31 protein-coding genes are annotated in these 25,754 nt (G+C 68.1%); 15 read left to right on the forward strand and 16 right to left on the reverse strand.

The window, feature by feature from the left end; all coding sequences use genetic code 11:
- The first annotated feature begins 28 nt into the window (after positions 1-28).
- Positions 29-283, forward strand: coding sequence for a transcriptional regulator WhiB1 (whiB1, locus tag OCU_RS44505; RefSeq protein WP_003874607.1), 255 nt, complete (start codon positions 29-31; stop codon positions 281-283).
- 60 nt (positions 284-343) lie between these two features.
- On the opposite strand, the gene OCU_RS44510 is transcribed toward whiB1, so the two are convergent.
- Together OCU_RS44510 and OCU_RS44515 are read right to left on the reverse strand one after the other, a co-directional pair.
- The gene (locus tag OCU_RS44510; RefSeq protein WP_009952806.1) at positions 344-1,843 is read right to left on the reverse strand and encodes a sensor histidine kinase; all 1,500 of its coding nucleotides are present in this window, start codon (positions 1,841-1,843) and stop codon (positions 344-346) included.
- Positions 1,844-1,893: 50 nt separating this feature from the next.
- Complete coding sequence (locus OCU_RS44515; protein WP_007773063.1) at positions 1,894-2,109, reverse strand: biotin/lipoyl-binding carrier protein; 216 nt, start codon at positions 2,107-2,109, stop codon at positions 1,894-1,896.
- Positions 2,110-2,368: 259 nt separating this feature from the next.
- Here OCU_RS44515 and OCU_RS51915 point away from each other — a divergent pair, with 259 nt between their 5' ends.
- On the forward strand, positions 2,369-2,443 hold the full coding sequence (locus OCU_RS51915; RefSeq protein WP_085976515.1) for a 50S ribosomal protein bL37: 75 nt from the start codon (positions 2,369-2,371) through the stop codon (positions 2,441-2,443).
- 5 nt (positions 2,444-2,448) lie between these two features.
- On the opposite strand, the gene rsrA is transcribed toward OCU_RS51915, so the two are convergent.
- Together rsrA and OCU_RS44525 are read right to left on the reverse strand one after the other, a co-directional pair.
- Positions 2,449-2,763, reverse strand: coding sequence for a mycothiol system anti-sigma-R factor (gene rsrA, locus OCU_RS44520; protein WP_008259700.1), 315 nt, complete (start codon positions 2,761-2,763; stop codon positions 2,449-2,451).
- Positions 2,760-3,422, reverse strand: coding sequence for a sigma-70 family RNA polymerase sigma factor (locus OCU_RS44525; RefSeq protein ID WP_008259701.1), 663 nt, complete (start codon positions 3,420-3,422; stop codon positions 2,760-2,762). Before OCU_RS44525 ends, rsrA begins: the two co-directional genes overlap by 4 nt.
- A 313-nt stretch (positions 3,423-3,735) precedes the next feature.
- On the opposite strand from OCU_RS44525, the gene OCU_RS44530 reads away from it, so the two are divergent.
- Both OCU_RS44530 and OCU_RS44535 read left to right on the forward strand, forming a co-directional pair.
- Positions 3,736-4,584 carry an SDR family oxidoreductase gene (locus tag OCU_RS44530; protein ID WP_008259702.1) on the forward strand — a complete coding sequence of 283 codons (849 nt, stop codon included), beginning with the start codon at positions 3,736-3,738 and terminating at the stop codon, positions 4,582-4,584.
- Positions 4,585-4,699: 115 nt separating this feature from the next.
- A complete protein-coding gene (locus tag OCU_RS44535) occupies positions 4,700-5,158 on the forward strand; it encodes an aminoacyl-tRNA deacylase (protein ID WP_009952808.1) in 459 nt (152 codons plus the stop codon).
- Here the strand turns inward: OCU_RS44535 and OCU_RS44540 are convergent.
- Genes OCU_RS44540 through OCU_RS44560 form a run of 5 tightly spaced genes read right to left on the reverse strand, consistent with a single transcriptional unit; the run spans position 5,145 to position 9,809 of the window.
- The gene (locus OCU_RS44540) at positions 5,145-6,155 is read right to left on the reverse strand and encodes a zinc-dependent alcohol dehydrogenase (protein WP_014380932.1); all 1,011 of its coding nucleotides are present in this window, start codon (positions 6,153-6,155) and stop codon (positions 5,145-5,147) included. The two genes, OCU_RS44535 and OCU_RS44540, sit on opposite strands and share 14 nt — an antisense overlap.
- 22 nt (positions 6,156-6,177) lie before the next feature.
- Positions 6,178-6,627 carry a VOC family protein gene (locus tag OCU_RS44545; protein WP_014380933.1) on the reverse strand — a complete coding sequence of 150 codons (450 nt, stop codon included), beginning with the start codon at positions 6,625-6,627 and terminating at the stop codon, positions 6,178-6,180.
- Positions 6,624-7,814: a sulfotransferase family protein gene (locus tag OCU_RS44550; protein WP_014380934.1), complete on the reverse strand. Its 1,191-nt coding sequence runs from the start codon at positions 7,812-7,814 to the stop codon at positions 6,624-6,626. The genes OCU_RS44545 and OCU_RS44550 overlap by 4 nt, the downstream gene beginning before the upstream one ends.
- A gap of 4 nt (positions 7,815-7,818) precedes the next feature.
- Positions 7,819-8,568: an SDR family NAD(P)-dependent oxidoreductase gene (locus tag OCU_RS44555; RefSeq protein ID WP_014380935.1), complete on the reverse strand. Its 750-nt coding sequence runs from the start codon at positions 8,566-8,568 to the stop codon at positions 7,819-7,821.
- Positions 8,565-9,809, reverse strand: coding sequence for an alkyl sulfatase dimerization domain-containing protein (locus OCU_RS44560; protein ID WP_014380936.1), 1,245 nt, complete (start codon positions 9,807-9,809; stop codon positions 8,565-8,567). The genes OCU_RS44555 and OCU_RS44560 overlap by 4 nt, the downstream gene beginning before the upstream one ends.
- A 42-nt stretch (positions 9,810-9,851) precedes the next feature.
- On the opposite strand from OCU_RS44560, the gene OCU_RS44565 reads away from it, so the two are divergent.
- From OCU_RS44565 to OCU_RS44575, 3 genes are read left to right on the forward strand one after another with little or no spacing between them, the layout of a single operon-like run.
- Positions 9,852-10,622, forward strand: coding sequence for an SDR family NAD(P)-dependent oxidoreductase (locus OCU_RS44565; protein ID WP_014380937.1), 771 nt, complete (start codon positions 9,852-9,854; stop codon positions 10,620-10,622).
- Between the two features lie 3 nt (positions 10,623-10,625).
- Positions 10,626-11,249, forward strand: a complete 624-nt coding sequence (locus OCU_RS44570; protein WP_014380938.1) for a TetR/AcrR family transcriptional regulator — start codon at positions 10,626-10,628, stop codon at positions 11,247-11,249.
- 23 nt (positions 11,250-11,272) lie between these two features.
- Positions 11,273-11,470: a hypothetical protein gene (locus OCU_RS44575; protein ID WP_085981091.1), complete on the forward strand. Its 198-nt coding sequence runs from the start codon at positions 11,273-11,275 to the stop codon at positions 11,468-11,470.
- Positions 11,471-11,680: 210 nt separating this feature from the next.
- Here the strand turns inward: OCU_RS44575 and OCU_RS44580 are convergent, their stop codons facing one another.
- Both OCU_RS44580 and OCU_RS44585 read right to left on the reverse strand, forming a co-directional pair.
- Positions 11,681-12,112 (reverse strand): PPOX class F420-dependent oxidoreductase, encoded by a 432-nt coding sequence (locus tag OCU_RS44580; RefSeq protein WP_014380941.1) that lies wholly within the window; start codon positions 12,110-12,112, stop codon positions 11,681-11,683.
- A gap of 219 nt (positions 12,113-12,331) precedes the next feature.
- Positions 12,332-13,096 (reverse strand): SOS response-associated peptidase, encoded by a 765-nt coding sequence (locus OCU_RS44585; RefSeq protein ID WP_009952821.1) that lies wholly within the window; start codon positions 13,094-13,096, stop codon positions 12,332-12,334.
- Between the two features lie 150 nt (positions 13,097-13,246).
- On the opposite strand from OCU_RS44585, the gene aroA reads away from it, so the two are divergent.
- Both aroA and rsgA read left to right on the forward strand, forming a co-directional pair.
- Positions 13,247-14,542, forward strand: a complete 1,296-nt coding sequence (gene aroA / locus OCU_RS44590; RefSeq protein WP_026071230.1) for a 3-phosphoshikimate 1-carboxyvinyltransferase — start codon at positions 13,247-13,249, stop codon at positions 14,540-14,542.
- On the forward strand, positions 14,539-15,522 hold the full coding sequence (gene rsgA, locus OCU_RS44595) for a ribosome small subunit-dependent GTPase A (protein ID WP_014380943.1): 984 nt from the start codon (positions 14,539-14,541) through the stop codon (positions 15,520-15,522). Before aroA ends, rsgA begins: the two co-directional genes overlap by 4 nt.
- On the opposite strand, the gene OCU_RS44600 is transcribed toward rsgA, so the two are convergent.
- A complete protein-coding gene (locus OCU_RS44600; protein WP_009952825.1) occupies positions 15,506-15,982 on the reverse strand; it encodes a winged helix-turn-helix transcriptional regulator in 477 nt (158 codons plus the stop codon). The genes rsgA and OCU_RS44600 overlap by 17 nt on opposite strands.
- A 92-nt stretch (positions 15,983-16,074) precedes the next feature.
- Here OCU_RS44600 and OCU_RS44605 point away from each other — a divergent pair, with 92 nt between their 5' ends.
- Genes OCU_RS44605 through OCU_RS44625 form a run of 5 tightly spaced genes read left to right on the forward strand, consistent with a single transcriptional unit; the run spans position 16,075 to position 20,204 of the window.
- Positions 16,075-17,256: a thiolase family protein gene (locus tag OCU_RS44605; protein WP_014380944.1), complete on the forward strand. Its 1,182-nt coding sequence runs from the start codon at positions 16,075-16,077 to the stop codon at positions 17,254-17,256.
- Positions 17,257-17,267: 11 nt separating this feature from the next.
- Positions 17,268-18,227 carry a carbon-nitrogen hydrolase family protein gene (locus OCU_RS44610; protein ID WP_041787099.1) on the forward strand — a complete coding sequence of 320 codons (960 nt, stop codon included), beginning with the start codon at positions 17,268-17,270 and terminating at the stop codon, positions 18,225-18,227.
- Entirely contained in the window at positions 18,214-18,714 is a 501-nt protein-coding gene (locus OCU_RS44615; RefSeq protein WP_014380946.1) for a DUF302 domain-containing protein, read from the forward strand. The genes OCU_RS44610 and OCU_RS44615 overlap by 14 nt, the downstream gene beginning before the upstream one ends.
- 60 nt (positions 18,715-18,774) lie before the next feature.
- A complete protein-coding gene (locus OCU_RS44620) occupies positions 18,775-19,383 on the forward strand; it encodes a TetR/AcrR family transcriptional regulator (RefSeq protein ID WP_014380947.1) in 609 nt (202 codons plus the stop codon).
- Complete coding sequence (locus tag OCU_RS44625; protein ID WP_014380948.1) at positions 19,380-20,204, forward strand: hypothetical protein; 825 nt, start codon at positions 19,380-19,382, stop codon at positions 20,202-20,204. Before OCU_RS44620 ends, OCU_RS44625 begins: the two co-directional genes overlap by 4 nt.
- Before the next feature lie 94 nt (positions 20,205-20,298).
- Here OCU_RS44625 and OCU_RS44630 read toward each other — a convergent pair whose 3' ends face one another.
- From OCU_RS44630 to OCU_RS44645, 4 genes are all read right to left on the reverse strand, one after another.
- Positions 20,299-21,582: a fatty acid desaturase family protein gene (locus OCU_RS44630; protein ID WP_009952833.1), complete on the reverse strand. Its 1,284-nt coding sequence runs from the start codon at positions 21,580-21,582 to the stop codon at positions 20,299-20,301.
- An 86-nt stretch (positions 21,583-21,668) separates the two neighbouring features.
- Positions 21,669-22,823, reverse strand: a complete 1,155-nt coding sequence (locus OCU_RS44635) for a ferredoxin reductase (RefSeq protein ID WP_026071229.1) — start codon at positions 22,821-22,823, stop codon at positions 21,669-21,671.
- Positions 22,824-22,956: 133 nt separating this feature from the next.
- A complete protein-coding gene (locus tag OCU_RS44640; protein WP_009957351.1) occupies positions 22,957-23,472 on the reverse strand; it encodes a DUF6912 family protein in 516 nt (171 codons plus the stop codon).
- Between the two features lie 94 nt (positions 23,473-23,566).
- On the reverse strand, positions 23,567-24,988 hold the full coding sequence (locus OCU_RS44645) for a WS/DGAT/MGAT family O-acyltransferase (RefSeq protein ID WP_008259749.1): 1,422 nt from the start codon (positions 24,986-24,988) through the stop codon (positions 23,567-23,569).
- Positions 24,989-25,217: 229 nt separating this feature from the next.
- On the opposite strand from OCU_RS44645, the gene OCU_RS44650 reads away from it, so the two are divergent.
- A complete protein-coding gene (locus OCU_RS44650; RefSeq protein WP_014380951.1) occupies positions 25,218-25,730 on the forward strand; it encodes an Rv3235 family protein in 513 nt (170 codons plus the stop codon).
- Positions 25,731-25,754 lie beyond the last annotated feature (24 nt).

Genomic DNA, 25,754 nt, shown 5'->3' on the forward strand with positions numbered 1-25,754 from the left:
CTGCGCACTCAGTAAGGAGTAAAGACGTATGGATTGGCGCCACAAGGCGGTCTGTCGCGACGAAGACCCGGAGCTGTTCTTCCCGGTGGGGAACAGTGGTCCGGCGCTCGCGCAGATCGCTGACGCGAAACTGGTCTGTAATCGGTGCCCGGTGACCACAGAGTGCCTCGGCTGGGCCCTGAACACGGGCCAGGACTCGGGCGTCTGGGGCGGCATGAGCGAAGACGAGCGGCGTGCGCTGAAGCGTCGCAACGCCCGGACGAAAGCCCGCAGCGGGGTTTAACCCAGATAACGCAAAACGGTGCGGCCTCGACGATTGTCGGGGCCGCACTCTTGCGTGTGCCTACAGCAGCATTCGGGTCCGGCGACCGATCGGGACGCGCAGCACCACGTCGGTGCCGCGGGCCGGGGCCTGGGTCATCCCCAGGGTGCCGTCGAGTTCCGCCGACACCAGCGTCCGCACGATCTGCAGCCCGAGGCTGTCGGAGGTCTCGAGGCTGAAGCCGTCAGGCAGCCCCCGGCCGTCGTCATGCACGACCACATCCAGCCAGCGCGCGGAGCGCTCGGCCCGAATCGTCACCGACCCTTCCTCGACCGCCGGGTCGAAGGCGTGCTCGATCGCGTTTTGCACCAGCTCGGTGATCACCATGATCAGCGCCGTCGCGCGGTCCGAGTCCAGCACGCCCAGATCGCCGACCCGGTTGATGCGGATCGGCCGGTCCACCGAGGCCACGTCGTTCATGATCGGCAGGATCCGGTCGATGACCTCGTCGAGGTTGACCTGCTCGTCCACCGACATCGACAGCGCGTCGTGCACCAACGCGATCGACGACACCCGGCGCACCGACTCGATGAGCGCCTCCCGCCCCTCCGCGTTGGCCGTGCGGCGGGCCTGCAGGCGCAGCAGCGCCGCGACGGTCTGCAGGTTGTTCTTCACCCGGTGGTGGATTTCGCGAATGGTGGCGTCCTTGGAGATCAGGGCCCGGTCGCGGCGCTTGACCTCGGTGACGTCGCGGATCAGCACCGCCGCGCCGGCGCTGGCGCCGTCGACCACCAGCGGCAGCGTGCGCAGCAGCACGGTGGCTCCCCCGGCGTCGACCTCCATGCGCATGCTGCGCCCGCCGGCGACCAGATCCCGCACATGCTCGGCCACTTCCTGCGCCTCGAACGGATCCGAGATCAGCGGGCGCGTGACCTCGATGAGGTTGTGTCCCTCCAGGTCGGCGGTCAGGCCCATGCGGTGATAGGCCGACAGCGCGTTGGGGCTGGCATAGTCGACGACGCCCTTGACATCGAGGCGGATGAAGCCGTCGCCGACCCGGGGGGTCGAGCGCGACATCACCACGTCCCCCGCGTCGGGAAAGGTGCCCTCGGCGAGCATGTGGACGAGGTCGCCGGCGCACTGCCGGTAGGCGATCTCCAGCTGCCCGGACGCGCGGTCGGCGGCCACCGCGGTCTGATGATGCGTGAGCACGGCGACCACCTGGCCGCCGTAGCGCACCGGGGACGCCTCGACGTGCGTGCCCGGCAACCACGAATTCTCTTGACCCGCAACGTCATCCCTCTTGGCGGTGCCCGACGCGAAGGTGTCGGCGACGAGGGCCAGCCGCTCGGAGGCGATGGCGGTGCCCACCGCATCGGTCTGTAGGACCGTGGGCGCGGTATTGGGGCGGCATTGCGCCACGCACACCAGCACGCCGTCGTCGCGACGCACCCACATCAGGTAGTCGGCGAACGACAGGTCGGCCAGCAGCTGCCACTCCCCTACCACCGCGTGCAGATGGTCGACCGCGTTGCCCGGCAGCATGGTGTGTTCGGCGAGCAGATCACCGAGAGTTGACATCGCTTACTCCCCGGGTCGTTCCCCGGCGGCTGGTCGAAGGGCCCGACCGGCTAGCTGATCACCGCGATGAGGTCGCCCGCCTGAATGACGTCGCCCACCGACACGCTCACCTTGCTGACGGTGCCGCCGACCTCCGCAAGGACGGGAATCTCCATCTTCATCGACTCCAGCAGCACCACGATGTCGCCTTTGCCGATCTGATCACCCTCGTTGACAACGACTTCGAGCACGCTGGCCACGATCTCGGCGCGCACATCCTCGGCCATCTTCACCCCACTCGTTTCGGCCTCTGCGCAGGCTGGCCGCTGGTCATCGCTGGTTGTTGGTCCATCGCTGGTTGGTCCATCAACGTTCTATCAGGTCGCCTACATCGAACCACAGGCCCCACCGCGACGACGGCGCCCGGCCCCTCCCGCGGGCCGCACCAGGGCGAAGACAGTGCGCGGCGCGTCTCATGAGAGACTGGACGACAAGCCAACCGGCGCCAGGCGCCTGGTTTGACAGCAATCAACGGAGGTTCGACCCATGGCCAAACGAGGCCGTAAGAAGCGCGACCGCAAGCACAGCAAGGCCAACCACGGCAAGCGGCCCAATTCCTGAGGACGCTACTGCGTACCCCGGATGATGGTGGTGCGCCGAATCTCGAGCCGTAGCCGCTCGCGCAGGCCCTCCGGGGCCCTCTCACCTTTGCACTTGGTGGCGATCAACGCCTTGATCCGCTCTTCGAGCCCGTAGTGCTTGAAGCAGCCGGGGCACGCCTCGAGATGCCTGCGCAGTTGTTCGCGGGTATCCGGGCCGCATTCACCGTCGAGCAGCAGCCATACCTGGCGGATGACCTCCGCGCAGCCGACGCTGCCGTGGGACTCGTCGTTGGGGCAGGCATCCGCCGAAGCACCGCCCTGGCCGGCGAACTCGCTCATGACGACACCTCCTCGTGCGCCTGCTGACCGCGGTTGAAGCCCCGCTCCTTGGCAACGTCGGCCAACAGGCCGCGCAGTTGCCGTCGACCGCGGTGCAGCCGTGACATTACCGTTCCGATGGGCGTGTCCATGATTTCCGCGATTTCCTTATACGGAAATCCCTCGACGTCGGCGTAATAGACCGCCATCCGGAATTCCTCCGGCAAGGCCTGCAGCGCGTCTTTGATCTCGGAGTCCGGCAGCGACTCCAGCGCCTCCACCTCGGCCGAACGCAGCCCGGTGGAGGAATGCTCGGCATTGGCGGCCAGCTGCCAGTCGGTGATTTCCTCGGTCGGGTACTCCGCGGGCTGGCGCTGCTTCTTGCGGTAGCTGTTGATGTAGGTGTTGGTCAGGATCCGGTACAGCCACGCCTTGAGATTGGTCCCGGCGCGAAACGAGCGGAAGCCCGCGTAGGCCTTCACCATCGTCTCTTGCAGCAAATCCTCGGCGTCGGCGGGATTCCGCGTCATGCGCAGTGCACCGCCATAAAGCTGGTCCAGCAGGGGAATCGCGTCGCGCTCGAACCGCGCCGTCAGTTCCGCGTCCGTCTCTTCGGGCGCCGCGGGTTCGGTGATGGACGGCCCCGCCGCGCTATCGCGGCCATCTAGAGAATCGGCCATATCGATTAACCCGGTCCCTTCTGCTGCGGTGTTACCGGAAAGCACCGAAAGTGCCACCGGACTCGCAAGGACGCCAGCCAACTGCTCCTCGCCTAACAGGCTCGTCGCCGTTGACACCACGCTGCTCCTCCCAATCTAAAGGCTCACCCCGACAGCTTTTGCCCGGGTGTGACCCACCGCATCGAAAACCAATTGGATCAACCGCGCGCGCGATCCGACTATTTCCGGGCGGAATTCGGCCCGCGATATCGGTGCCCGCTCCCCGGCGTAGACCCCGATCGGACCGATTCGGGCGTGGCGTTAGTGTGACGCCATGTCCCTGAATGGCAAGACCATGTTCATCTCCGGCGCCAGCCGCGGCATCGGCCTGGCGATCGCCAAGCGCGCCGCGCAGGACGGTGCCAACATCGCCCTGATCGCCAAGACCGCCGAGCCGCACCCGAAGCTGCCGGGAACGGTGTTCACCGCGGCGAAGGAGCTCGAAGAGGCGGGCGGGCAGGCCCTGCCGATCGTCGGGGACGTCCGCGATCCCGATTCGGTCGAGGCGGCCGTGGCCAAGACCGTCGAGCAGTTCGGCGGCATCGACATCTGCGTCAACAACGCGTCGGCGATCAACCTGGGTTCGGTCACCGAGGTGCCCATGAAGCGGTTCGACCTGATGAACGGCATCCAGGTGCGGGGCACGTACGCGGTGTCGCAGGCATGCATCCCGCATCTGAAGGGCCGCGAGAACCCGCACATCCTGACGCTGTCGCCGCCGGTGCTGCTGGGCCGCGAGTGGTTGAAGCCGACGGCGTACATGATGGCCAAGTTCGGGATGACGCTGTGCGCGCTGGGCATCGCCGAAGAAATGCGGGACGAGGGCATCGCGTCGAACACGCTGTGGCCGCGCACGCTGGTGGCGACGGCCGCGGTGCAGAACCTGCTCGGCGGCGACGAGGCGATGGGCCGGGCCCGCAAGCCCGAGGTGTACTCGGACGCCGCCTACGTCGTCCTCAACAAGCCGTCCAGGGAGTACACCGGCAACATGCTGCTGTGCGAGGACGTGCTGGTGGAATCCGGCGTCAAGGACCTCTCGACATACGACTGTGTGCCCGGTTCGAAGCTGGGCGTGGACTTCTGGGTCGACGGCGTCAACCCGCCGGGGTACTCGGGGCCTTAGTCGTGATCGCAAGCGCGGCGCAGCCGGGCGCCGCGGGTCACGACCGTCGGAGTTCGTCGTGATCGCAAGCGCGGCGCAGCCGGGCGCCGCGGGTCACGACCAGCGGAGGTAGCCGGTGGGCGGCGCGGCCACTCCGGGCATCGTCGCGTTGATGAAAGCCGGTGTGCCGCACCAGGTTCTGCACTTCGACGCGGTCACCGACCTGTCCGAGTCGTCCGACGTCGCGCCCGAACAGGTCTTCAAGACCCTGATCGTCGCCCTGCCGGGTGAGCTGGCCGTCGCGATCGTGCCGGTGCCGTGGCGGTTGTCGCTGAAGGCGGTCGCCGCGGCGCTGGGTGTGCCCAAGGCCGTCATGGCCGAGCCGGCCGCCGCCGAGCGGGCCACCGGCTATGTGGTGGGCGGCATTTCGCCGTTCGGTCAGCGCAAGCGGCTCCGCACGGTCCTGGACGGCTCCGCGCTGCGCTGGGATCGGATCCTGTGCAGCGCCGGCAAGCGGCATTACGACGTCGCGGTCGCGCCCCGGGACCTGATCCGCCTCACCGGCGCGATCACCGCCGACATCAGCCGAACGTGACGACGACCTTGTCCGCGGCGCCCGGAGTCTGGGCGAGCTCGAGCGCATCACCGACGCTGCCGAACGGGATGGTGTGGCTGACGATCAGCGCGTACTTCTCCCAGTTCGCGACGAGATCCTTGGTCACCTCGAAGATTTCGTCGGGGTAGCCCATGCTCCCGAGCAGGGTGATCTCGTTGCTCATCAGGTTGATGAGGTCGACGGGCACCGGCTCCTTGTGGACGCCGACGATGCCGACGGTGGCGCCCTTTTGCGCCGCGGCGAGCGCGGTGTTGACGACGGCGGGCACACCGGCCGCGTCGAGATAGATGTTCGTGCCGGCCTTTCCGGGGTACATGGAATCGCCCGCGCCGTGCAGTTCGATCAGCCGCGCCACCACGTCCTCGTCGGCGGAGTTGATGACGGCGTCGGCGCCGATCTGCAGCGCCTTGTCCAGCCGGCCGGGGAGCAGGTCCACGACGACGACGTGGCTCACGCCAAGGGATTTGAAGGCCAGCGTGGCGCCCAGGCCGATCGGTCCGGCGCCGAACACGGCGACCTTGTCCGTCGGCTTGGGTCGGCACCGGTTGGCGCCGTGGCGCGCGACGGCCATCGGCTCGTTGAGCGCCGCGACCTCCCACGGGACGTGGTCGGGGATGACCTCGAGACTCGTTCCGCGTACGACGTTTTCGATGAGCAGGTAGTCGGCGAGCGCGCCGCTGGGCCCGCCGTTGCCGATGATGCCGCTCGGGGCGGCCATCGGGTTGATGACGACGTGGTCGCCGACGGCCAGGCCGCTCACCTTCGCGCCGACCTCGGCGATCTCCCCGGCGGGCTCGTGTCCGAGCGGCGTGTGTCCCTGGCGCGGGGGCAGCCCGCCGATGGTGATGTAGAAGGCGTCCGAGCCGCAGATGCCGCAGGCGCGCATCCGGACCAGTACGTCGTTGGGGCCCACCGTGGGACGCTCGGCGTCGAGCACCTCGGCCTTGCCCGGGCCGGTGACCATTGACATCTTCATCGGTGACTCCTCGGTCTTACGGTCAAGCCGCCATGGATTGCAGAAACCCCGGCCAGTCGGGAAACAGTGCCCGGTCCACGATCTCGATGCGGACTCCAGCCGGGTCGACGTAGTAGGCGAACATCGACAGCGTCTCGCCGCTGGGTCGCGCCTCCAGCCGGTACCCGCTGCGTTCGAGTTGCGCTGCGGCACCGGCCATGTCGTCGACCCAGTAGCCGAGGTGGTGGGCGCCGCCCCTGGGCGGCGGGGTCCAGATCGTGCCGGGCACCGCCTGAATCACTTCCAGGTGCGGTGCGTCCACCGAGTACACAAAGCGGAACGGCACCTCGATGTCGCCGTCCGCGGTGGCCACGCTCAACGCGGCATCGACCGGTTTGGTCCACCGGTACCCCATCACCCTGGTGAGCCGTTCGGCGGCGGCGGCCATATCGTCAACCACCAGCCCGGTGTGATAGCAGTCCGCCGGGTTCATGCTGTGCCTTCCAGTTCGATGTCGAACGTATCGAGATATTCGGCGAAGATCGGTTCGAGCGCTTCGACGGTCAGGCCATACTGGTCGAGGGTGTAGGCATTGAGCGCGAACCGGTCCTGGGGGTGCCCGGCGAGCCAATTGCGCATCCGCGCTTCGGTTTCTGCGGTCAGCGGCTCGTCGGCCCATTCGTAGATGCGCCGCATGACGTCCATCGGGTCACGCATCATCTCGTGGTAGTACATATGGAAGAAGCGCTCGTCGCCGATGCGATCGCGGGCGCGCAGCGGCCGCTGGACGTGGTAGCGCATCTGCGCCATGGCGTTGCGCCCCATGGCATTCAGGTCGATGGCATCGGGATGCAGCACCATCCCCTTGGGCAGCTTCCACAGGTTGCACAGCGACCCCGTCGCCCTGTAGGGGTCCCGGTGCGCCCAGATCAGCCGGGCGTCGGGGAACACCTTGAGCAGCGCCTCGATGTGCACCGAATGCGACGGCATCTTGAGGCTCCAGTTGCCGGGCGCGGTGGACTGCAACACCTGCAGGTAACGCTTCTGATATTCGTACGTGCTGGTCATGTCGGCCTCGTGGAACAGCCATTCGGCGTAGCGCGAGGTCGACAGGAACGAGTCCCAGGACAGCCCCTTGAAATCCTGATTGTGGATGAACATGTCCTCGGTGGGCCCATCGGCGTCTTCCCAGTGCGGCAGCGGCACTTTGGCCTGCGTGACCATGTCCAAAATCTTGCGCTGTTCCTCCAGCAGGGCCAGGCAGCGCGCGTCGGTGCGCAGCGCCTCGGTGGTGGCCGGCGGGATCGGGTGCACGCACTGCCAGTGCAGCAGCGAGCGCCGGGCCGGATCCTGGTCGAGCAGGTAACTGATGACCGTGGTTCCAGTGCGGGGCATGCCCAGCACGATCAGCGGTCGCTCGACGGGCGCGTCGAGGACTTCGGGGTGCTCCTGGATGTAGGCGTGGACCTGCATGCGCCGCCCGAGCGCGTCGGTGGCGTCGGTGAGGACCCGTTCGCGGCCGGAGGGGGTGAACGCGGCCGAACTGTTGAGCTCGTCGAGCATGATGGCCAGGCCGTCTCGCCAAGAATCGGAATCGATTTCGGTGAGGCCGGTGCGCTGTGCGGCCAGCTTGAAGACGTCGTCGGTGGTCGAGACGTTGTCGAAGTTGTTGTCGCTCATCGTTTCAGACCGTCAGGTATCCGCCGTCGACGGCGATGGTGGTGCCGGTGATGTACGAGGCGGCGTCGGTACACAGGAACAGCGTCGCGCCGGCGCAGTCCTGGGGCGTGCCGGGCCTGCCCAGGGGCGTGTGGAAGCCGATCTCGACGTCCATCACCTCGGGAATGCCCATGGCCGGGTGGGTCATTCGGGTGTCGATGAGGCCGGGTGCGATGGCGTTGACCCGGATCCCGTCGTTGGCCCACCGCCGCGACAGGTTCATCGTGAGGGCGAGCAGGCCCATCTTCGACGAGGCGTAGCCGGGGACGAACACGGCGGAGCGGAACGCGGACATCGACACGACGCTGACGACGCTCGCCCCGCCGGGAGCCTGGCTGGACTTGAGCAGGTCATGGCAGCGCATGGTCAGCCGCATCGGGCCGAACATGTTCTGCGTCACCGACGCGACGTATCCGTCCGGGTCGTATTCGTCACCCGCCGGGTAGGGGCCGCCGGCGTTGTTGATTAAGATGTCCAGTTCACCCAGCGAATCCGCCAGGGCGTCAACCGATTTCGGGTCCTGTATCTGGCATTGGCGGTAGGTGTAGGCGCTCAGATCCGTCTCGGAATAGTCCGTGGCGGACCCGCGGGTGCCGGTGACGGTGACGGCCGCGCCCGCCCCGGCGAATGCGGCGGCGATGGCGTTGCCGATGCCGCTGGTGCCGCCGGTCACCAGCACGGTGGCGCCGGTGAAATCGAAGTTGACGGTGTTCATTCGGGTGACCTCAGTTCGTTGATGGATTTGGTGAGCCACGCTTTTTCCCAGAAGTTGTCGGCGTCGGCCAACAGTGCCTCGTGGGCTTCGGCGGCGACGGCACGTGCCGCCGCGTGCAACGGCTGGGCGGCCAGGATCAGGTCGGTGAGGTGGATGGCCTGCACCGGCCGCCCGACCGCCAGGTGCGCGCGGGCCGCGTCCACGAGCGCGTCGGCCCCGGCGGCGCTCACCACATCGGCCGCAACGGAATCCGGTGCGATCCCATACAGTTCGGTGGTGGAGCGATGCCGGAACCACCCGGTGTACATCTCCCAGATGGCGCGCACGTTCCACGAGGTCTTGCCGTACCCTTCACCGATGTCGAGGTGCTCGGGCACGGTGACCTCGCGCATCGCGGTATGGACGTCGGCGCCGGAATTCATCAGTTCGGCGGTGCGGTCGTGCACGGCCTGCATGGCGTCACGCATCGCGCTGACTTCCTCCGCGATGCGGTCGGCGCCCTCGATCGGGTCGAAGTGGCCGGTGATCAGCCGCTGCGGTCCGTAGTCGAGCACGGTGTTCAACGACTCGATGTAGAGAATGGGATCGCGATAGCGGTCGCCGCGGATGGTCATCAGATTCGGGACATGCCCGAATAGCGGGCCGAACAGGTTGCCGGTGAACAGGATTCGCTCCTGCGGCAGCCACACCACCAGTGCGTCGGTGGTCTCGCCGCCCGGCGTCCACGCCAGCTCGAAGGTACGCCCTCCGACGGTGATGTTGTGGCGCTGGTCGAAGGTCGTCGTCGGCTCGGGGAACGAGAAGTCGATGGTCGCGGGGTCGAGGGTCTTGAAGTGCTCGAGCACGGCGTCGGAGAACTTCTGGAAGGCGAACGACGTCTTGGGCACCCGGTAGCCCATGAGCAGTGTGTTGTCGTCGCGCCAGTACCGGTAGTTGCGGTGCATCACGACGTTGGTGCCCTCGTCGCGCAGCGCCTTCACCCCGCCCCAATGGTCGGCGTGCCCCTGGGTGACGATGATGGCCCGTGTCGGGCCCGGCACCTCGGCAAAAGCCTTGCGGTGCAGCGGCCCCTCGAAGACCAGCCCGCTGTTGACGATGACCCGCCCCTCGTCGGTGGCCACCGCGTAGGCATTGGAGACGCCCGGCGACATCCAGACGCCGTCGCCGAGGGCCAGCGCGGGCGTGTCCGTCGCCGCCGACAGGTCGCCGGCCCCGGGCCGCTCCCGATGAATCCCAGCCATGACTGGCGATCCTCTACAGTTCTAGAGGTAAAGTCAATATCCATGGGATTGCAGGGTCTGATCGACAAGGTGGCGGTCGTGGTCGGCGGCGCCACCGGCATCGGCGCGGCGACGGCCGCCCGTCTCGCCGGCGAAGGCTGCCGGGTAATCGTCGGCGACGTCGCCGACGACGGCGCGCGGCGGACGGCCGAACGCATCGCCGCGACCGGCGGCACGGCGACGCACGTGGCCTTCGACCTGGCGGATCCCGCGTCGGTCGCGGCGCTGATCGACACCGCCGCAACGACTTTCGGCGGCGTGGACCTGCTGTTCAACGTGGGCGCCGACATGAGCATCATCCTGGCCGACACCGACGTGGTGGACATCGATTTCGACGTCTGGGATCGGGTGATGGCGGTGAACCTGCGCGGGTATGTGGCCGCGATGAAATACGCCATCCCGAGAATGCTGGACCGCGGCGGCGGGGCCATCGTCAACATGTCGTCGGCGGCGGCGTTCCAAGGAGAGCCCGCGCGCCCGGCCTATGCCACCGCGAAGGCAGGCATCGGCGCGCTCACTCGCCACGTCGCGTCGCGGTGGGGGAAGGACAACATCCGGTGCAACGCGGTCGCGCCCGGCTTCACCGCGACCGAGACCATCCGCTCGGTGCCGCAGTGGCCGGACCTGGAGGCCGGCGCGCTCAAGCGCATTCGCGGACCGCGCGTCGGCGAGCCCGGCGACATCGCCGCGCTGGTCGCCTTCCTGCTGTCCAGGGAGGGCGAGTGGATCAACGGTCAGGTCGTCAACATCGACGGCGGCACCGTCCTTCGGTGACCCATGGCCGCCAGTACGAGATCCCGCAAGCGCGACGGCGATGAACGCCGCCGCGACCTGTGCGACGCGGCGATCCGGGTGCTGGCCGAGCACGGATCGCGTGGACTCACCCATGGGCAGGTCGACCGCTGCGCCGGCGTCCCCGAGGGCACCACGTCGTACTACTACCGCACCCGCGCGGCCCTGCTGCGCGGCGTCGGCAAGCGGGTGGCCGAGATCGACGTCGCCAATTTGCAGTCGGTGATCGATGAGCCGGTCGACCCGGTCTCGCCGTTCGCGCACCTGGCCCGGCTGACCATGATGCAGGCCGACGGGACCGGGCTGATGCTGAACCGGGCGCGCCACGAGTTGCTGCTGGGCGCCGCGCGCGATCCCGATCTGGCCGAGACGTCACAGGTGTTCGTCGCCCGGATCAACGCGATGGCCCGCGACGCCATCGCCCACCTGCAGCCGGACACCCGCGACCCCGAACTGCTGGCCGCGCAGACCACCGCCGTCACGACCTTCATCGCCGGCATCTTCACCCGGCTGGCCGCCGGCGACCGCACCGTCGGCGACGCCGAGCAACTCACCCGCCTGCTGGAGGCGGTGGCCACCGCCGTGGCGCTCGCGGCGCAGCGGGGTTAGGCGTCGCGGCGGGTCTGCTGGCCATGGCTGGGCCGTTGACGATTGGCGTGGGCGTCAGAGACGCCGACACGATTCAGACGGAGGGCAATTACCCGACGCGCGAGGCGTGCCAGAACGCCGGCCCAGGCGTGAAGGCCACGGCGCCGGGAAGCTGGAACAACTTCTGGTGCGTTCCGGACCGTAACGTCAACGGCAACTGGAAGTTGGTGCTCAGCAACTGATCCGGCCGTCAGGCGTTGCGCCCCTCGGGTGCACGTGTCATTCGGCGACGCTCCGAACGCGAACAACGACTCGCAGGAGCGTTTCGTCGTCAAGCCTGCACCTACACCTTCCACCACCCGGAAAAGCTGCTGCGCGACGGAGGCGACGATGAGGCGGTATAGCTCAACACGTCCCAATTGAGGGGAGACGAACCTATGGGAACTTGACGTTCATGCCGCCCATGGGCCCACGCCGCCGACTTTCTCGATCGTGATGTGAGTCAGGTATCCGGGGGGTGCGTCAGGCGGGGGGAACCCCGTGCCGGGGCCAAAGATAGTCGTTGCGATCTTGTCGAGCAGTTCGGGAGCACCGCCCTCCTCGACGCGCGCCGTGCCCCTGATCGACAGGTAGGGCGTCTGCGGCCCGCTGCGGTCGGTGGACGCGATGGTCACCGCCACACGGGGATCACGCCGGATGTTGCGGATCTTCTGATGCTCCTGCAGATGAGCGGTGACGAGCTCGTCACCGCCGTCGGCTGTACTCTGCACCGTCACCCAGACCAGGCTGACTTGCGGGCTTCCGTCGCGATTGATCGTGACAAGCGTGGCCGGGTCGGAACCGATGAGTTGGCGTGCGCTGTCGTTGAGTTTCGTGATGTTCATTGCGTTCTCCTGATTCGTCGTGGTCCCGGGCGTTTCGGCTGCCTATCCATACGACGAAGAAGCTGTGCGTGATCCGACAACCCGGCCGTCGCGCTGCTGGCGGCCGGCGAAGAACTACGGAAGCGCAAAAGACGACGCGAAATCGCGCTTGCCCTTAGGCAAATCGGTTATTCAGACGTCCACGCGGTCCCGAGCGCAGTAATAGCGGCCAGCCGAGCGCTACAGGATTTTCATCTGCTCGGGCTCCGGCTCGGCCGGCTCGAGTAGCTGCGGGCCGTTGTTGCGCACGTTGTTGACCAGCGTCGACACCTCACGCGTGCGGATGGCGCGCACGTCGGGCGTGCGGGCCAGCAGTTTTTCGTCGATCGGGGCGTCGGGGTCGAGCCATCGGTCCCAATCGCGTTCGGGCATCACCAACGGCATCCGATCGTGGATCTGCGCGAGCTCCCCGGGCGCGTCGGTGGTGATGATTGTGCAGCTCAGCAGGGGCGACGCGTCCTTGGCCGGCTTCCATACCGACCACAGGCCCGCCATGAACAGCGGCTCGCCGTCCTCCCGGTACATGAAAAACGGTGTCTTGCGAGACTTCTTGCCGGCCGCGGCGTCGGAATTGACCCGCCATTCGTAGTAGCCGTCCATCGGGATCAGGCAACGCTTGGACTTGGCGCTGGTCCGGAAGGCCGGCGAGCTGGTGACCTTGTCGGCGCGGGCGTTGATCAGCATCGGACCCTTGGTTTCGGGCGCGCCGTCGGCGCCCGCCTTGGCCCACGGCGGCACCAAGCCCCAGCGCATCAGCCGCACCCGCCGCGTCGGCTCGTCCTCGGGTTCGGAATGCCGGCTGACGACGGTCGCGATGGTCGAGGTCGGAGCCACGTTGTAGTTGGGCGCGCTCGAATCGGCGTCGGCGCCGGTGGTCTCGTCGATCGCCTTGATCTTCTGGGCCAACAGGGCCGGGTCGGTCGTGACCGCAAACCGTCCGCACATACCTCCATGGTGGCAGAAGCCACGGGACTCCTATGGGTGGCAGAAGCCACCGAACTCCTATGGGTGGCAGAAGCCACCGAACTCCTGTGGGTGGCAGAAGTCGCGAACTCCTATTGGTGGCAACAACCGGTGACAGGCGATGATGGACCGGTGACTACGTGGACGGCCCCCCGGGCACCGCAACCGGTGCACGCGACCGTGACCGTTCCCGGTTCGAAATCGCAGACCAACCGGACCCTGGTGCTGGCGGCGCTGGCGGCGGCGCAGGGCCAGGGCACCCCGACCATCAGCGGGGCACTGCGCAGCCGGGACACCGACTTGATGATCGGCGCGCTGCGCACGCTGGGCCTGCGCGTCGACGGCGACGGGACGGAGTTGACGGTCAGCGGCCGCGTGGTGCCGGAACCGATGGCACAGGTCGATTGCGGCCTGGCGGGCACGGTGCTGCGGTTCGTCCCGCCGCTGGCGGCGCTCGCCGAATCGATCGTCGAGTTCGACGGCGACGAGCAGGCCAGGGCGCGGCCCATCGCGCCGCTACTCGACGCGCTGCGCGGGTTGGGCGTGCGGATCGATGGCTCGGGTCTGCCGTTTCGGGTCCTGGGCACCGGCGCGGTCCCCGGGGGCACCGTCGAGATCGACGCCTCGGCCTCGTCACAGTTCGTCTCCGGGTTGCTGTTGTGCGCGGCCTCTTTCGCCGAGGGGCTGAGGGTGCGGCACACCGGTTCGGCGTTGCCGTCGGCGCCGCACATCGCGATGACGGTGACGATGCTGCGCCAGGCCGGCGTCGACGTCGACGACTCCGTCCCCAACCGCTGGCGGGTGCGACCCGGGCCGGTCGCGGCCCGGCACTGGGTGGTCGAGCCGGACCTGACGAACGCCGTCCCGTTCCTGGCGGCGGCCGTCGTCACTGGCGGCGCGGTGCGCATCACGGGATGGCCGGCGAACAGCGTGCAACCCGCCGAGCACATCTTGGCCGTGTTGGGCAAGTTGAATGCTGTTGTCACCCAACATGATTCGTATCTGGAGGCGCGCGGCTCCGGGAACTACGGCGGTTTTGACGTCGACCTGCGCGCGGTCGGCGAGCTGACACCGTCGGTGGCCGCCCTGGCGGCGCTGGCGGCCCCGGGCTCGGTGTCGCGCCTGTCCGGCATCGCCCACCTGCGCGGCCACGAGACCGATCGTCTCGCCGCGCTGAGCGCCGAAATCAACCGCCTGGGCGGCGATTGCACCGAAACGCCCGACGGCCTGGTGATCACCGCGACACCGCTGCGGCCGGGCGTCTGGCGCGCGTACGCCGACCACCGGATGGCGATGGCGGGCGCAATCGTCGGGCTTCGGGTAGCCGGCGTCGAGGTCGACGACATCGGCGCCACCACCAAGACGCTGCCCGACTTTCCGCGGCTGTGGGCCGACATGCTGACCGCCCAGGAAGACCGCGGCATGTGAAGCCCGGCGACTACGACGAGTCCGACGTCAAGATCCGCTCCGGCCGGGGTTCGCGGCCGCGGACGAAGACGCGTCCCGAGCACGCCGACGCCCAGGCCGCCATGGTGGTCAGTGTCGACCGGGGCCGGTGGGGGTGCGTGCTGGGCGGCGACGTCGACCGTCGGGTCACCGCCATGCGGGCCCGGGAACTGGGCCGCACGCCGATCGTCGTCGGCGACGAGGTCGATGTGGTCGGCGATCTGTCCGGGCGGACGGACACGCTGGCCCGCATCGTGCGCCGTGGTGAGCGCCGAACTGTGTTGCGGCGCACCGCCGATGACACCGATCCGACCGAACGGGTGGTCGTCGCCAACGCCGACCAGCTACTGATCGTGGTGGCGCTCGCCGACCCGCCTCCCCGCACCGGGCTGGTGGACCGGACGCTGATCGCCGCCTATGCCGGCGGACTCACCCCGATCCTGTGCCTGACCAAGACCGACCTCGCCCCGCCGGAGCCGTTCGCGGAGCAGTTCGTCGACCTGGATCTGACGGTGGTCGTCGCGGGCCGCGACGATCCCCTGCTCGCCGTGGCGGATTTGCTCGCCGGCAAGATCACCGTGCTGCTCGGGCATTCCGGCGTCGGCAAGTCGACGTTGGTGAACCGGCTGGTGCCCGACGCGGACCGCGCCGTCGGCGACGTGACCGACATCGGCCGGGGGCGGCACACCTCCACGCAATCGGTGGCGCTCCCACTGGCGACGTCGGGCTGGGTGATCGACACGCCGGGCATCCGCTCCTTCGGGCTGGCCCATATCCAGCCTGACGACGTCATGATGGCGTTCTCGGATTTGGCGGACGCCATCGAGGATTGTCCGCGCGGCTGCGGGCACATGGGCCCGCCGGCCGACCCCGAGTGCGCGCTGGACACGTTGACCGGGCCCGCCGCCCGCCGCGTCGCGGCCACCCGCCGACTGCTGGCCGCACTCAACCAGGCTTCTTAGCCAGCCGCATGCCGAGCTCATCCGGCGGCACCAAATGTCCCTCGGCGCACCGGATTTCGACGCTGACCTCGGCACCGCAGCCCACGTGTGTCAGCCGCAGCCGGTGACGCCCCGGCAGATGATGCCTCCCCCACTCGAACATCGCCCACACCACCGGCATGAAATCGATGCCCGCCTGGGTGAGCACATACTCGTCGCGGCTGCGCTGGCCGGGCTCCCGATAGGGCTGGCGCCGTAGCAGTCCGAGCTCGACGAGCTCGGCCAGCCGCGCCGAGGTGGCGGCCTTGGTGATGCCCACCCGGCGGGCGAAGTCGTCGAAACGAGTGGTGCCGTAGTACGCCTCGCGCATGATCAGCATCGCGGATTTGGTACCGACGACCCCCATCGTCTTTTCGATCGCGCACTCGCCCACCGCCGACCAGGCGTCGCGGTCGGCCAGCGGCCCCTGCAGCAGTGTCATCTAAATCACCTCCCCAGCTGGGTTGCTTTCAGCATACCGAGGTGTTTATCTGAGTATAGCTTGATATACCCAGATGGACTCGAGGAGGAGCCATGAACCAGGGTCGCGACGCCGTCATCGTCGGAGCAGTGCGCACGCCCATCGGCAAGGGCAAGGCCAGTGGCGCGCTGCACGATGTGCTGCCCGCCGACCTGCTCGCGCACAGCCTGCGCGAGCTGGTGACGCGCACCGGCGTCGATCCGGCACAGGTCGACGATGTCATCGCCGGCGCCGTCACCCAGGTCGGCGACCAGGCCGTCAACATCGCCCGCAATGCCCTGCTGGGCGCGGGATTCCCGGAGACGGTGCCCGGTGTCACCATCGACCGCCAGTGCGGCAGCAGCCAGCAGGCGATCAGCTTCGCGGCACAGGGTGTGATCGCCGGCGCCTACGACCTGGTGATCGCCGCCGGCGTGGAATCGATGGGACGCGTCCCGATGGGCAGCCAGGTGTCACCGGGCAGCAACCCGTTCGGCGAGGGGATGGACGCGCGCTATCCCGACGGTCTGGTGCCCCAAGGCATCAGCGCCGAACTGATCGCCGCGAAGTGGGGCTTTTCGCGCACCGAACTCGACGAGTTCTCCGCGGGCAGCCACGAGAAGGCGGCCCGCGCCACCAAGGACGGCCTGTTCGACAACGAGCTCATCCCGATTGCCGGGCTCGCCACCGACGAGATCATCCGCCCCGGTACGACGGTGCAGACCCTATCCGGATTGCAGCCGGCGTTCTACAGCGAGGCGGCCAAAGCCCGTTTCCCGCAGATCAATTGGGAGATCACCCCGGGCAACTCGTCGCCGCTGTCCGACGGCAGCGCCGCGGTCATGATCACCAGCAGCGAGGTCGCCCAGAAACTGGGCCTGCGCCCGCTGGCACGGATCCACACCACCACCGTGGTGGGCTCCGACCCGCTCTACATGCTGACCGGCGTCATTCCCGCCACCGAGAAGGTGTTGTCGAAAGCAGGGCTCACGCTGGCCGACATCGACCTGTTCGAGGTGAACGAGGCGTTCGCGCCCGTGGTGCTGGCCTGGGCGCACGACACCGGAGCCGATCTGGCCAAGACCAACGTCAACGGCGGAGCGATCGCGATTGGTCATCCGTTGGGCGCCAGCGGCGCTCGCATCATGACGACGCTGGTGAACGCTTTGGAGCAGCGCGGTGGCCGGTACGGGCTGCAGACGATGTGCGAGGGCGGCGGCATGGCCAACGCCACCATCATCGAGCGACTCGGCTAGGAGACGGGGCGATGGACGTAATCCGCGCCGCCGCAGTGCAGCTCAGCCCCGTCCTTTACAGTCGCGAGGGCACCGTGGAAAAGGTGGTCGGCAAGATCGCGCAGCTGGCACGCCGCGACGTGCAGTTCGCGACGTTCCCGGAAACGGTGATCCCCTACTACCCGTACTTCTCGTTCGTCCAGCGCCCCTTCGAGATGCGACCGGAGCACCTGCGGCTCCTCGACCAGGCCGTGGCGATCCCGTCGCCGGCGGTCGACGCGATCGCCGAGGCCGCCCGTGCGGCAGGCATGGTCGTATCGATCGGTGTCAACGAGCGCGACGGTGCTTCGCTGTACAACACGCAGTTGTTGTTCGACGCCGACGGCACCCTGCTGCAACGCCGCCGCAAGATCATGCCGACCTACCACGAACGGATGGTCTGGGGCCAGGGCGACGGTAGTGGGCTGCGCGCGGTCGACAGCGCAGTCGGGCGCGTCGGACAGTTGGCGTGCTACGAGCACTTCAATGCGTTGGCCCGCTACGCCTTGATCGCCGACGGCGAGCAGATCCACTCGAGCATGTTCCCCGGATCGTTCGGCGGCGACCTGTTCGCGCGTCAGATGGAGATCAGCGTGCGCAATCACGCGCTCGAGTCGGGCGCCTTCGTCGTCAACGCGACCGCGTGGCTCGAAGCGGATCAGCAGGCGCAGATCATGGCCGACACCGACTGTCCGATCGGACCTATCTCGGGCGGCCACTTCACCGCGATCATCACGCCCCAGGGCGAATACGTGGGTGAGCCGCTGCGCACGGGCGAGGGCGACGTCATCGCTGACCTCGACTTGTCGTTGATCAACACGCGGAAGGCGCTGATGGATGCCGGCGGCCACTACAGCCGGCCCGAAACGCTCAGCCTGCTCATCGATCGCACCCCACGTACCCAGGTACACGAGAGCATCGGACCAGAGGAGGTCGAAAGTGTCTGCGTCTGAAACCAAGTTCGAGGGCATTCGGGTGCGCTACGACAGCGCCAAGAGCTATGACGCGCTGGTCGCCGCGCTGCTCGCCGACATCGGAGAAAGCCCGGTGCCGGTCGACGACATTACGACGACGACCGGCGACTGGCAGGAATACGAGGGTCGGATCCAAAATTACGCCGGGCCAAGTGGATTCATGTTATTCGGCACGGTCGACCACGGCGCCTGGATCACCAGGGCCGGCATCGACCGCAAGGCGTTGCGGGTCATCCTCGGCAACCCGCTGATCGCCATCACCATGCTGCGCCACGACGTCAAGGCCGGATTGTTCGCCCCGGTCGAGCTGCTGGTCGCCGACGAGGGCGACGATGGCAGCAGCGTGACCTATGTCAAGCCGTCGTCACTGATGGTCGTCGAGCCCAATCCCGAGTTGCTCAGCGCCGCCGAGCAACTCGACGCCAAGCTGGCGGCACTGGCCGAAAAGGTGACCGGCGGCTCCTGACGACCAAATTCGCTGACGCCCGTCATTGACGGGCGTCAGCGATTGGCGTACCGTGCCTGCATGGCGTCGGCACGCGCAGCATCCCCGGCCAACTCTGCAGCCGCGAGCGTCCGGGAGGCCCGGCGGCTCGAGACGCGGGCGCGCCTGTTCGACGCGGCGTTGTCCGAGATCTCGCAACGCGGGTTCGCCGCCGCCGACGTCAGCGCCATCGCCGCCGCGGCGGGCGTGGTGAGGGGGACGTTCTACTTCCACTTCCCCACCAAGGAGCACGTCCTTATCGAGGTGGAGCGCAACGAGGAGACCCGGATCATCAGCGAACTCGGCGATGCCAAGGGCGATCTGGCCTCCGTGCTGTCACAAGTTGTACAGCACGTTCTGCGTGCCGAACGCCGGCTGGGCGACGCCGTTTTCCGCGACATGCTCGGGTTGCATTTCTCCTCGACCCGTCCGGTCGAAGACGAACTGACGCAGCATCCCCTCGCCCAGTTCCTGGTGGGCGTGATCGGCCGGGCCCAAGACGAGGGACAGGTGCCCGCCGACGCCGACGCGGCGGAACTCGGAACGTTCTTCCTCACCGGGCTTTTCGCGCTGCTGTCCACCGGAGCGCACGACGAAGCGCTGTTGAGCCGTTACGTGGCAACGATTGTCAAGGGGATGGAGAAACGATGAATCGCACGGGCATCGAGGGCTACCGGGACTTCCTGGCCCGCCGCGACGGCGAGGCCGACCTGCTCAACAGGCGGCTGGCGAACCGAGAGCGGTTCTTCGGCGAACTCGAAGCCAACCCCGTCCGGTCGGCCCATCCCGCCGACCGACAGACGTTCCTGCGCAACCTGCGCCGCCGGCGACCCGAACCCGGCCTGGACCCGAAAATGCTGTTCCTGCTGGCGACCGCCAAGCTGAATCAGGCCGAGCGGTTCGGCGTGGGACTCGGCGAAACCTATGGGCGTAACAGCGACGAGAGCCTGCCGCCCGAGAACGTCTACCTCGAACTCGAGGAGCACTACCACACGCGGCTGCTCGCCTACGCGCTGGACGTCTTCGATCTCACCTTCCAGGTTGTGCCCCCGCCTTTCGTGATGCGCCAGTTCGTCAAGACGAGCGTATTCCTGCCCGAACGGCTCGGCTTCCTGTTCGTCGGGGCCGCAGAGATGGCCGGCTGCATCATGTTTGACGAACTGCGCCGGGTGGGCGGAAGGCTCTTCGCCGACGAACCGGACGTCGCCCAGCGAATCGAATTGCTCTACAGCGAGATCCTCACCGACGAAATCGGCCACGTCGGCTACTGCGCGTCACGCTGCACGTCGGCCGAGCGGGCGATCATGCGCCGCATCTACCCGTTCATCGGTCGGCTTTTCGCGCGCCAGACCGCGGAGATCGGCCTGCTCGTCGACAAGGAGGCGTTGGCCGCGCGGCTCGACCGGCCCTTCGACGTCGACGAACTCACCGCCGACCTGGGCAACGAGACCTACCTCGTCGCGCACCCCTGACGACGCCCGCGGCGAGCGTGCACTCAGGGCGAAAAGCCAGCGAAATATTCGCCGCCAGAACACGTTCGGCGAGAACCTCTAGGTAGCAAGCGCCCTAGGCGGCGAGGCCGTCGTCGACACTGCGCGCGACGGCCGCGCGCTTCCCGCGCCGCCAACCGCGCACGGCGGCGATCGCGGACTTCAAACCGCGGCGGCGGCCGGTGGCCGGGTCGGTACCCAAGAAACCCGGCTCGAGTTCGTCGAACATCCGCTCGCTGCGGGTCTCCGGGGCGTTGTCGGCGTCGTCGCGCAAGTACTTGTTCGGCAGCGACAGCTTGGCCAGCGTGCGCCACGTCTTCGCGTACTGGAACAGGAAAGACCCTGTGGTGTAAGGCAAGTCGTACTTGTCGCAGACCTGGCGCACCCGCACCGAGATCTCGTGCAGCCGGTTGCTCGGCAGGTCCGGGTACAGGTGGTGCTCGATCTGGTGGCACAGGTTGCCGCTCATGAAGCGCAGGGCGGGGCCCGCCTCGAAGTTGGCGCTGCCCAGCATCTGGCGCAGGTACCACTGCCCCTTGGTCTCGCCGATCATGTCGGTCTTGGTGAATTTCTCTGCGCCGTCGGGGAAATGGCCGCAGAAGATCACCGCGTTGGCCCACACGTTTCGAATCACGTTGGCAAGTGCGTTGGCCTTCAGCGTGGACATGTAGGTGGCTCCGGGTGACAACGAGGTCAGCGCGGGGAACGCCACGTAGTCCTTGAACACCTGCCGCCCGGCCTTGGCCAGGAACTCGTCGACCCGCTCCCGGGCTTCGTCGTTGTCCATGCGTCGCTTGGCGATCTTGCCGAGCTCCACGTGCTGCAGGCCGACGCCCCACTCGAAGAGGAGGGCCAGCAGCGTGTTGTACACCAGGTTGAAGATGTTGAAGCGCTTCCAGCGCTGGTCGCGGGTGACGCGCAGCAGGCCGTAGCCGACGTCGTCGTCCATCCCGAGGATGTTGGTGTACTTGTGGTGCACGAAGTTGTGGGTGTAGCGCCAGTGCTTGGACGACCCGCTCATGTCCCACTCCCACGTCGAGGAGTGAATCTCCGGATCGTTCATCCAGTCCCACTGCCCGTGCATGACGTTGTGGCCGATCTCCATGTTCTCGACGATCTTGGCCACGCCCAGCGTCACCGTCCCCGCCCACCAGGCCGAGCGCCGCGAGCTGGCGGCCAGCAGCAGCCGGCCGGTTACCTCGAGCGCGCGCTGGGCCGCGATGGTGCGGCGGATGTAGCGAGCGTCCCGCTCGCCGCGCGAGTCTTCCACGTCCTGGCGGATGGCATCGAGCTCAACGGCCAGGTTTTCGATATCGGCGTCCGTCAGATGGGCGAATACGTCGACGTCACTGATCGCCATCGTCGTCATCTCCCTGCGGTCGTTTGTTCGGTACTAGACCTACGCTATCGTAACCTACGAATCCGTAGGTTACCTGTGAGTAGCCTTTAAATGTCGAGCACGCAATCGCCGGACGCGGCCGACACGCAGGTCTGCACCCGGGTCCCCGGGTCGTGCTCCTGGCCGGTCCGCAGGTCGCGGACGTGGCCCTCCACCAGGCCGACCACGCAGGACTGGCAGATACCCATGCGGCACCCGAACGGCATCTGCACGCCGACGCTCTCCCCCGCATCCATCAACGACGTCGCGGCGTCGGCGGCGACGGTGCGTCCGCTTTGCGCGAAGGTGACCGTCCCGCCCGCACCGGCGGGCGCCGCCTTGGACACCGCGAAGCGCTCGAGATGCAACCGCTCGGCGATGCCCGCGGCCGACCACACGCGCTCGGCCGCGGTGAGCAGGCCCTCCGGTCCGCAGGCCCAGGTTTGGCGCTCGCGCCAGTCCGGCACGTCGGCGTCCAGCGCGGACAGGTCGAGCCGGCCCTGGGTGCGCGTCTCGCGCAGCTGCAACCGATAGCCCGGGTGGTCGGCCTGCAGCGCGGCCAGCTCGCCGCGAAACATCACGTGCGATTCCGTGGGGGCCGAATGCAGGTGGGCGATGTCACCGATTTGGTTGCGGCGCACCAGAGTTCGCAACATCGACATCACGGGCGTGATCCCGGAGCCGGCGGTGAGGAACAGGATCGAGGCGGGCGCGGGGTCGGGCAGGACGAAGTTGCCCTGCGGCGCGGCCAGCCGGACGACGGTGCCCGGTTCCACGCCGGCCACCAGGTGCGACGAGAGGAAACCCTCCGGCATCGCCTTGACGGTGATGGTCACGGTGCGCGCCGAACCGGAGCGCGCGGGCGTCGCCGCCGGGGTCGAGGTCAGTGAATACGACCGCCAGCGCCAGCGCCCGTCCATCAGCAGTCCGATGCCGATGTACTGGCCCGGCTGGTAGTCGAAGTTGAAGCCCCAACCCGGCTTGATGACCAGGGTCGCGGAGTCCTCCGTCTCGCGACGCACCTGCACGACGCGTCCTCGCAGTTCGCGCGCCGACCAGAGCGGATTGGCCAGGTGCAGATAGTCGTCGGGCAGCAGCGGCGTCGTGATGCGCGCGGCGAGCTTGCGCAGGGCGTGCCAGCCGGGATGCCGGTCGGCACCGGCGACCACGGGCCGCTTGGTGTCGACGACGTTGCCCGCGATCGATGGGTTCCGTTTGCCCAGAGGAAGCTCCTGCTCACGACGTGGCGCTTTACTTACGCTCACATTGTGATCGATTCTGTGTGCTTCACGAAACCTACGGTACCGTAACCTACGGTGTCGTAGCTAGCGCCCGGGGCGGGAATGCCTCACAGCGTCACATCAGCTCCAGCAAAAACGGCAGCTCCTGGTTGGCGTACCAGGCCAAGTCGTGGTCTTGCGCGTCGCCGACGATCAGCTCGGCGTCCTCGTCGCCCAGGTCCGCGGCGTCGACGGCCTCGATGGCCCTGGCCACCGCCTCCTCGGCACCCGCGTTGTCGACGTACGCGGCGATCACGTCCTCGATCGGGACCGCGCCGGGCAGCCTGACGACGGCGTCGTCGAGGTCGGGACGGTAGGTGACCCCGGATGCGTCGAAGTCGACGTCGGCGGCCAGCACCGCGCGGCGCGGCGGCCGGGAATCCGAGGGCGCTTCGCCCGCCAGCAGGCGCAGAGAGGCCAGCGCCGCCTCACGCAGCGCCACGTCGGCGAGCTCGTCGTCGTCGCCCGCGGCGTAGGCCTCGCGCAACTTTGGCGTCAGGGCGAACGCCGTGCCGCTGACCGGACGCAGCGAGCCGTCGGCGACGAGCTGCTGCAGCATGGCCAGCGTGGCGGGGATGTAGACGACGGTCATGTTGGCTAGATCGGCGTGGAGGCGTCGGAGATCTTGGGCGCGGCTGGTTTCACAGCAACGAAGGATAGCCGCACGCAGGGGTTTTCACCGCCGGCTAGGACCGGGAAGCCTCCAGCAGCTCCTCGAGCGCCTGGCTCAGCAGTCCCGGCAGCAGGTCGACGTCGCTCATGGCCTCGCGGTCGGCATTGATGCCGTAATAGAGCATGCCGTTGTACGACGTCACCCCGATCGCCAGCGCCTGGTTCTGCAGCAGCGGCGGCACCGTGTAGGTCTCCAGCAACTTGGTGCCGGCGACGTACATCTGCGACTGGGCCCCCGGCGCGTTGGTGATCAGGAGGTTGAACGTGCGCTTGGAGAAGCTCGGGAAACTGGTCGCGACGCGGATTCCCATGGCGTGCAGCGTGGGCGGGGCGAACCCCGACAGCGTGACGATGGTCCTGGCGTCCACCAGCTGGGCGGCCGTCGGGTTGGACTCGGTGGCGTGCGCGATCTGCGAGAGCCGCACCACGGCGTTGGGCTCCCCCACCGGCAGGTCGACGAGGAACGGCATGACCTGGCTGATCGCCTGGCCGGGGCCGCTCGCGTCGAGGTCGCCGTCGTCGTACACCGACAGCGGCGCCATCGCCCGCACCGTCGCCGTCGGCGACACCGCCACCCCACGCGACATCAGCCAGTTGCCCAGCGCGCCGGCGATCACCGCGAGCACCACGTCGTTGACGTCGCAGTCATAGCGGGCGCGCACGGCGCGGTAGTCCTCGAGGCTGCCGGTGGCGACGGTGAACCGGCGATGACGCGAAACGGTGGCGTTGAGCGGGCTGCTGGGCGCGTCGCCCCGGGCCAGGTTGCGCACGAAATCGAACGCCCGGCGCCCGGCGCCGACGAGCTCGCCGTAGTTGGTCACCAGGCCGCCGATCGCGGACCCGACGGCCTGCAGCTGCGCGCTCGGACCGGTCAGCCACTCACCGATCGCACCCAGCACCAGCCGGGTGTTGCCCGGGTCGCGTTCCGGGATCCAGATGTCTTCGGGGGCCGGGGGCGGGCGTCTCGTCCGGTCGCTGATGACGTGGTTGATCTCCAGCGCCGCCATCCCGTTGATCAGGGCTTGATGCGATTTGGTGTAGAGGGCGAGCCGGTTCTTGGACAGGCCCTCGACCAGGTACATCTCCCAGAGCGGCCGCGACTTGTCCAGCGGCCGCGCGGCCAGCCGCGCGATCAGTTCGTGCAGTTGACCGTCGCTGCCCGGCGAGGGCAGCGCCGAGCGCCGCACGTGATAAGTGATGTCGAAGTCGGCGTCGTCGATCCACACCGGCCGGGCCGTGCCGACCGGCACCTCGCGGACCTTCTGCCGGTAGCGCGGGATCTGGGGCAGCCGCTGCTCGACGGTGGCCAGCAGCGTCTCATAACTCAGCCCGGCCCGCGGACGGCGCAGGATGGCCAGCGATCCGACGTACATGGGGGTGGCGGTGTTTTCCAGCCGATAGAACGACGCGTCCGGCGGGGACAACCGGGTCACCATACGGCGCAGTCCTCCTCGTCGATTCATCGCCCTGTCGCCTCAAACGATGTCTGGCCAACGGTAATCGTCCGGCCCGCGGCGCACGTCGGCATGGGGACGCGCGATGGCGACTTATGCCATGATGACGACTGTCTGCCCCTCTCCAGCAGGCTTCCGGTCCGGCCGAGAAGTTGGAGAGTGCGCGTTGAACACTAGCCCCGTTGCGAATCCATCCGGCGCTTTCACCGTCATGCCGGTCGTCGACTACGAACCGGAAACCCGGGATGTGCCGCGCACCGTCCCGTCGTGCCGGCCGTCCTCGCGCACACCGCTACGCCGCCGCGGCGGCCACGCCACGCCCCGGTCCTACACCGGGCAACTCAGCAGAGCGCCGGCGCCGGTCATGTCCGCGCGGATGCGCCAGGCGGCGACCTTCGCCGACGCGGCGCTGCGGCGCGTGCTGGAGGTCATCGACCGGCGCCGCCCGGCCGCCCAGCTGCATCCGTTGCTGTCGCCCAGCCTGGTGGATTCGGTTGTCGCGGTGGGGCGTTCGGTGGCCGGGCGGGCGCCCGGCCACGCGGGTGCCGCCGTGTTGCGGCGCATGCGACTGCAGCCGGCGGGCCACCGGGACCCGGACGCGGCCGCCGAGGTCTTCGGCTCCTACAGCCGCGGGAACCGAGTCCACGCCATCGCCTGCCGGGTGGAGCAGGTGGGCGCGGCGAGCGGCGCCCGGTGGATGGTCGTGGCCCTACACATCGGGTGACCGCACCGGTCACCTCGCAGCGAG

It is taken from the genome of Mycobacterium intracellulare ATCC 13950, assembly GCF_000277125.1.
GTDB classification, from domain to species: Bacteria; Actinomycetota; Actinomycetes; order Mycobacteriales; family Mycobacteriaceae; genus Mycobacterium; species Mycobacterium intracellulare.

What these genes read in the sequence shown, in the direction of transcription:
- OCU_RS44605 (WP_014380944.1), top strand. Translation starts at nt 16,075, where the DNA reads ATGAACCAGGGTCGCGACGCCGTCATCGTCGGAGCAGTGCGCACGCCC.
- rsrA (WP_008259700.1), bottom strand. Translation starts at nt 2,763, where the DNA reads ATGAGCGAGTTCGCCGGCCAGGGCGGTGCTTCGGCGGATGCCTGCCCC.
- OCU_RS44640 (WP_009957351.1), bottom strand. Translation starts at nt 23,472, where the DNA reads ATGACCGTCGTCTACATCCCCGCCACGCTGGCCATGCTGCAGCAGCTC.
- OCU_RS44625 (WP_014380948.1), top strand. Translation starts at nt 19,380, where the DNA reads ATGAATCGCACGGGCATCGAGGGCTACCGGGACTTCCTGGCCCGCCGC.
- OCU_RS44630 (WP_009952833.1), bottom strand. Translation starts at nt 21,582, where the DNA reads ATGGCGATCAGTGACGTCGACGTATTCGCCCATCTGACGGACGCCGAT.
- OCU_RS44570 (WP_014380938.1), top strand. Translation starts at nt 10,626, where the DNA reads ATGGCCGCCAGTACGAGATCCCGCAAGCGCGACGGCGATGAACGCCGC.
- OCU_RS44585 (WP_009952821.1), bottom strand. Translation starts at nt 13,096, where the DNA reads ATGTGCGGACGGTTTGCGGTCACGACCGACCCGGCCCTGTTGGCCCAG.
- OCU_RS44575 (WP_085981091.1), top strand. Translation starts at nt 11,273, where the DNA reads ATGGCTGGGCCGTTGACGATTGGCGTGGGCGTCAGAGACGCCGACACG.
- OCU_RS44555 (WP_014380935.1), bottom strand. Translation starts at nt 8,568, where the DNA reads ATGAACACCGTCAACTTCGATTTCACCGGCGCCACCGTGCTGGTGACC.
- OCU_RS44580 (WP_014380941.1), bottom strand. Translation starts at nt 12,112, where the DNA reads ATGAACATCACGAAACTCAACGACAGCGCACGCCAACTCATCGGTTCC.
- OCU_RS44610 (WP_041787099.1), top strand. Translation starts at nt 17,268, where the DNA reads ATGGACGTAATCCGCGCCGCCGCAGTGCAGCTCAGCCCCGTCCTTTAC.
- OCU_RS44545 (WP_014380933.1), bottom strand. Translation starts at nt 6,627, where the DNA reads ATGAACCCGGCGGACTGCTATCACACCGGGCTGGTGGTTGACGATATG.
- OCU_RS44525 (WP_008259701.1), bottom strand. Translation starts at nt 3,422, where the DNA reads ATGGCCGATTCTCTAGATGGCCGCGATAGCGCGGCGGGGCCGTCCATC.
- OCU_RS44510 (WP_009952806.1), bottom strand. Translation starts at nt 1,843, where the DNA reads ATGTCAACTCTCGGTGATCTGCTCGCCGAACACACCATGCTGCCGGGC.
- whiB1 (WP_003874607.1), top strand. Translation starts at nt 29, where the DNA reads ATGGATTGGCGCCACAAGGCGGTCTGTCGCGACGAAGACCCGGAGCTG.
- OCU_RS44530 (WP_008259702.1), top strand. Translation starts at nt 3,736, where the DNA reads ATGTCCCTGAATGGCAAGACCATGTTCATCTCCGGCGCCAGCCGCGGC.
- OCU_RS44515 (WP_007773063.1), bottom strand. Translation starts at nt 2,109, where the DNA reads ATGGCCGAGGATGTGCGCGCCGAGATCGTGGCCAGCGTGCTCGAAGTC.
- OCU_RS44650 (WP_014380951.1), top strand. Translation starts at nt 25,218, where the DNA reads ATGCCGGTCGTCGACTACGAACCGGAAACCCGGGATGTGCCGCGCACC.
- OCU_RS44560 (WP_014380936.1), bottom strand. Translation starts at nt 9,809, where the DNA reads ATGGCTGGGATTCATCGGGAGCGGCCCGGGGCCGGCGACCTGTCGGCG.
- OCU_RS44600 (WP_009952825.1), bottom strand. Translation starts at nt 15,982, where the DNA reads ATGACACTGCTGCAGGGGCCGCTGGCCGACCGCGACGCCTGGTCGGCG.
- OCU_RS44565 (WP_014380937.1), top strand. Translation starts at nt 9,852, where the DNA reads ATGGGATTGCAGGGTCTGATCGACAAGGTGGCGGTCGTGGTCGGCGGC.
- OCU_RS44550 (WP_014380934.1), bottom strand. Translation starts at nt 7,814, where the DNA reads ATGAGCGACAACAACTTCGACAACGTCTCGACCACCGACGACGTCTTC.
- OCU_RS44540 (WP_014380932.1), bottom strand. Translation starts at nt 6,155, where the DNA reads ATGAAGATGTCAATGGTCACCGGCCCGGGCAAGGCCGAGGTGCTCGAC.
- OCU_RS44620 (WP_014380947.1), top strand. Translation starts at nt 18,775, where the DNA reads ATGGCGTCGGCACGCGCAGCATCCCCGGCCAACTCTGCAGCCGCGAGC.
- OCU_RS44645 (WP_008259749.1), bottom strand. Translation starts at nt 24,988, where the DNA reads ATGGTGACCCGGTTGTCCCCGCCGGACGCGTCGTTCTATCGGCTGGAA.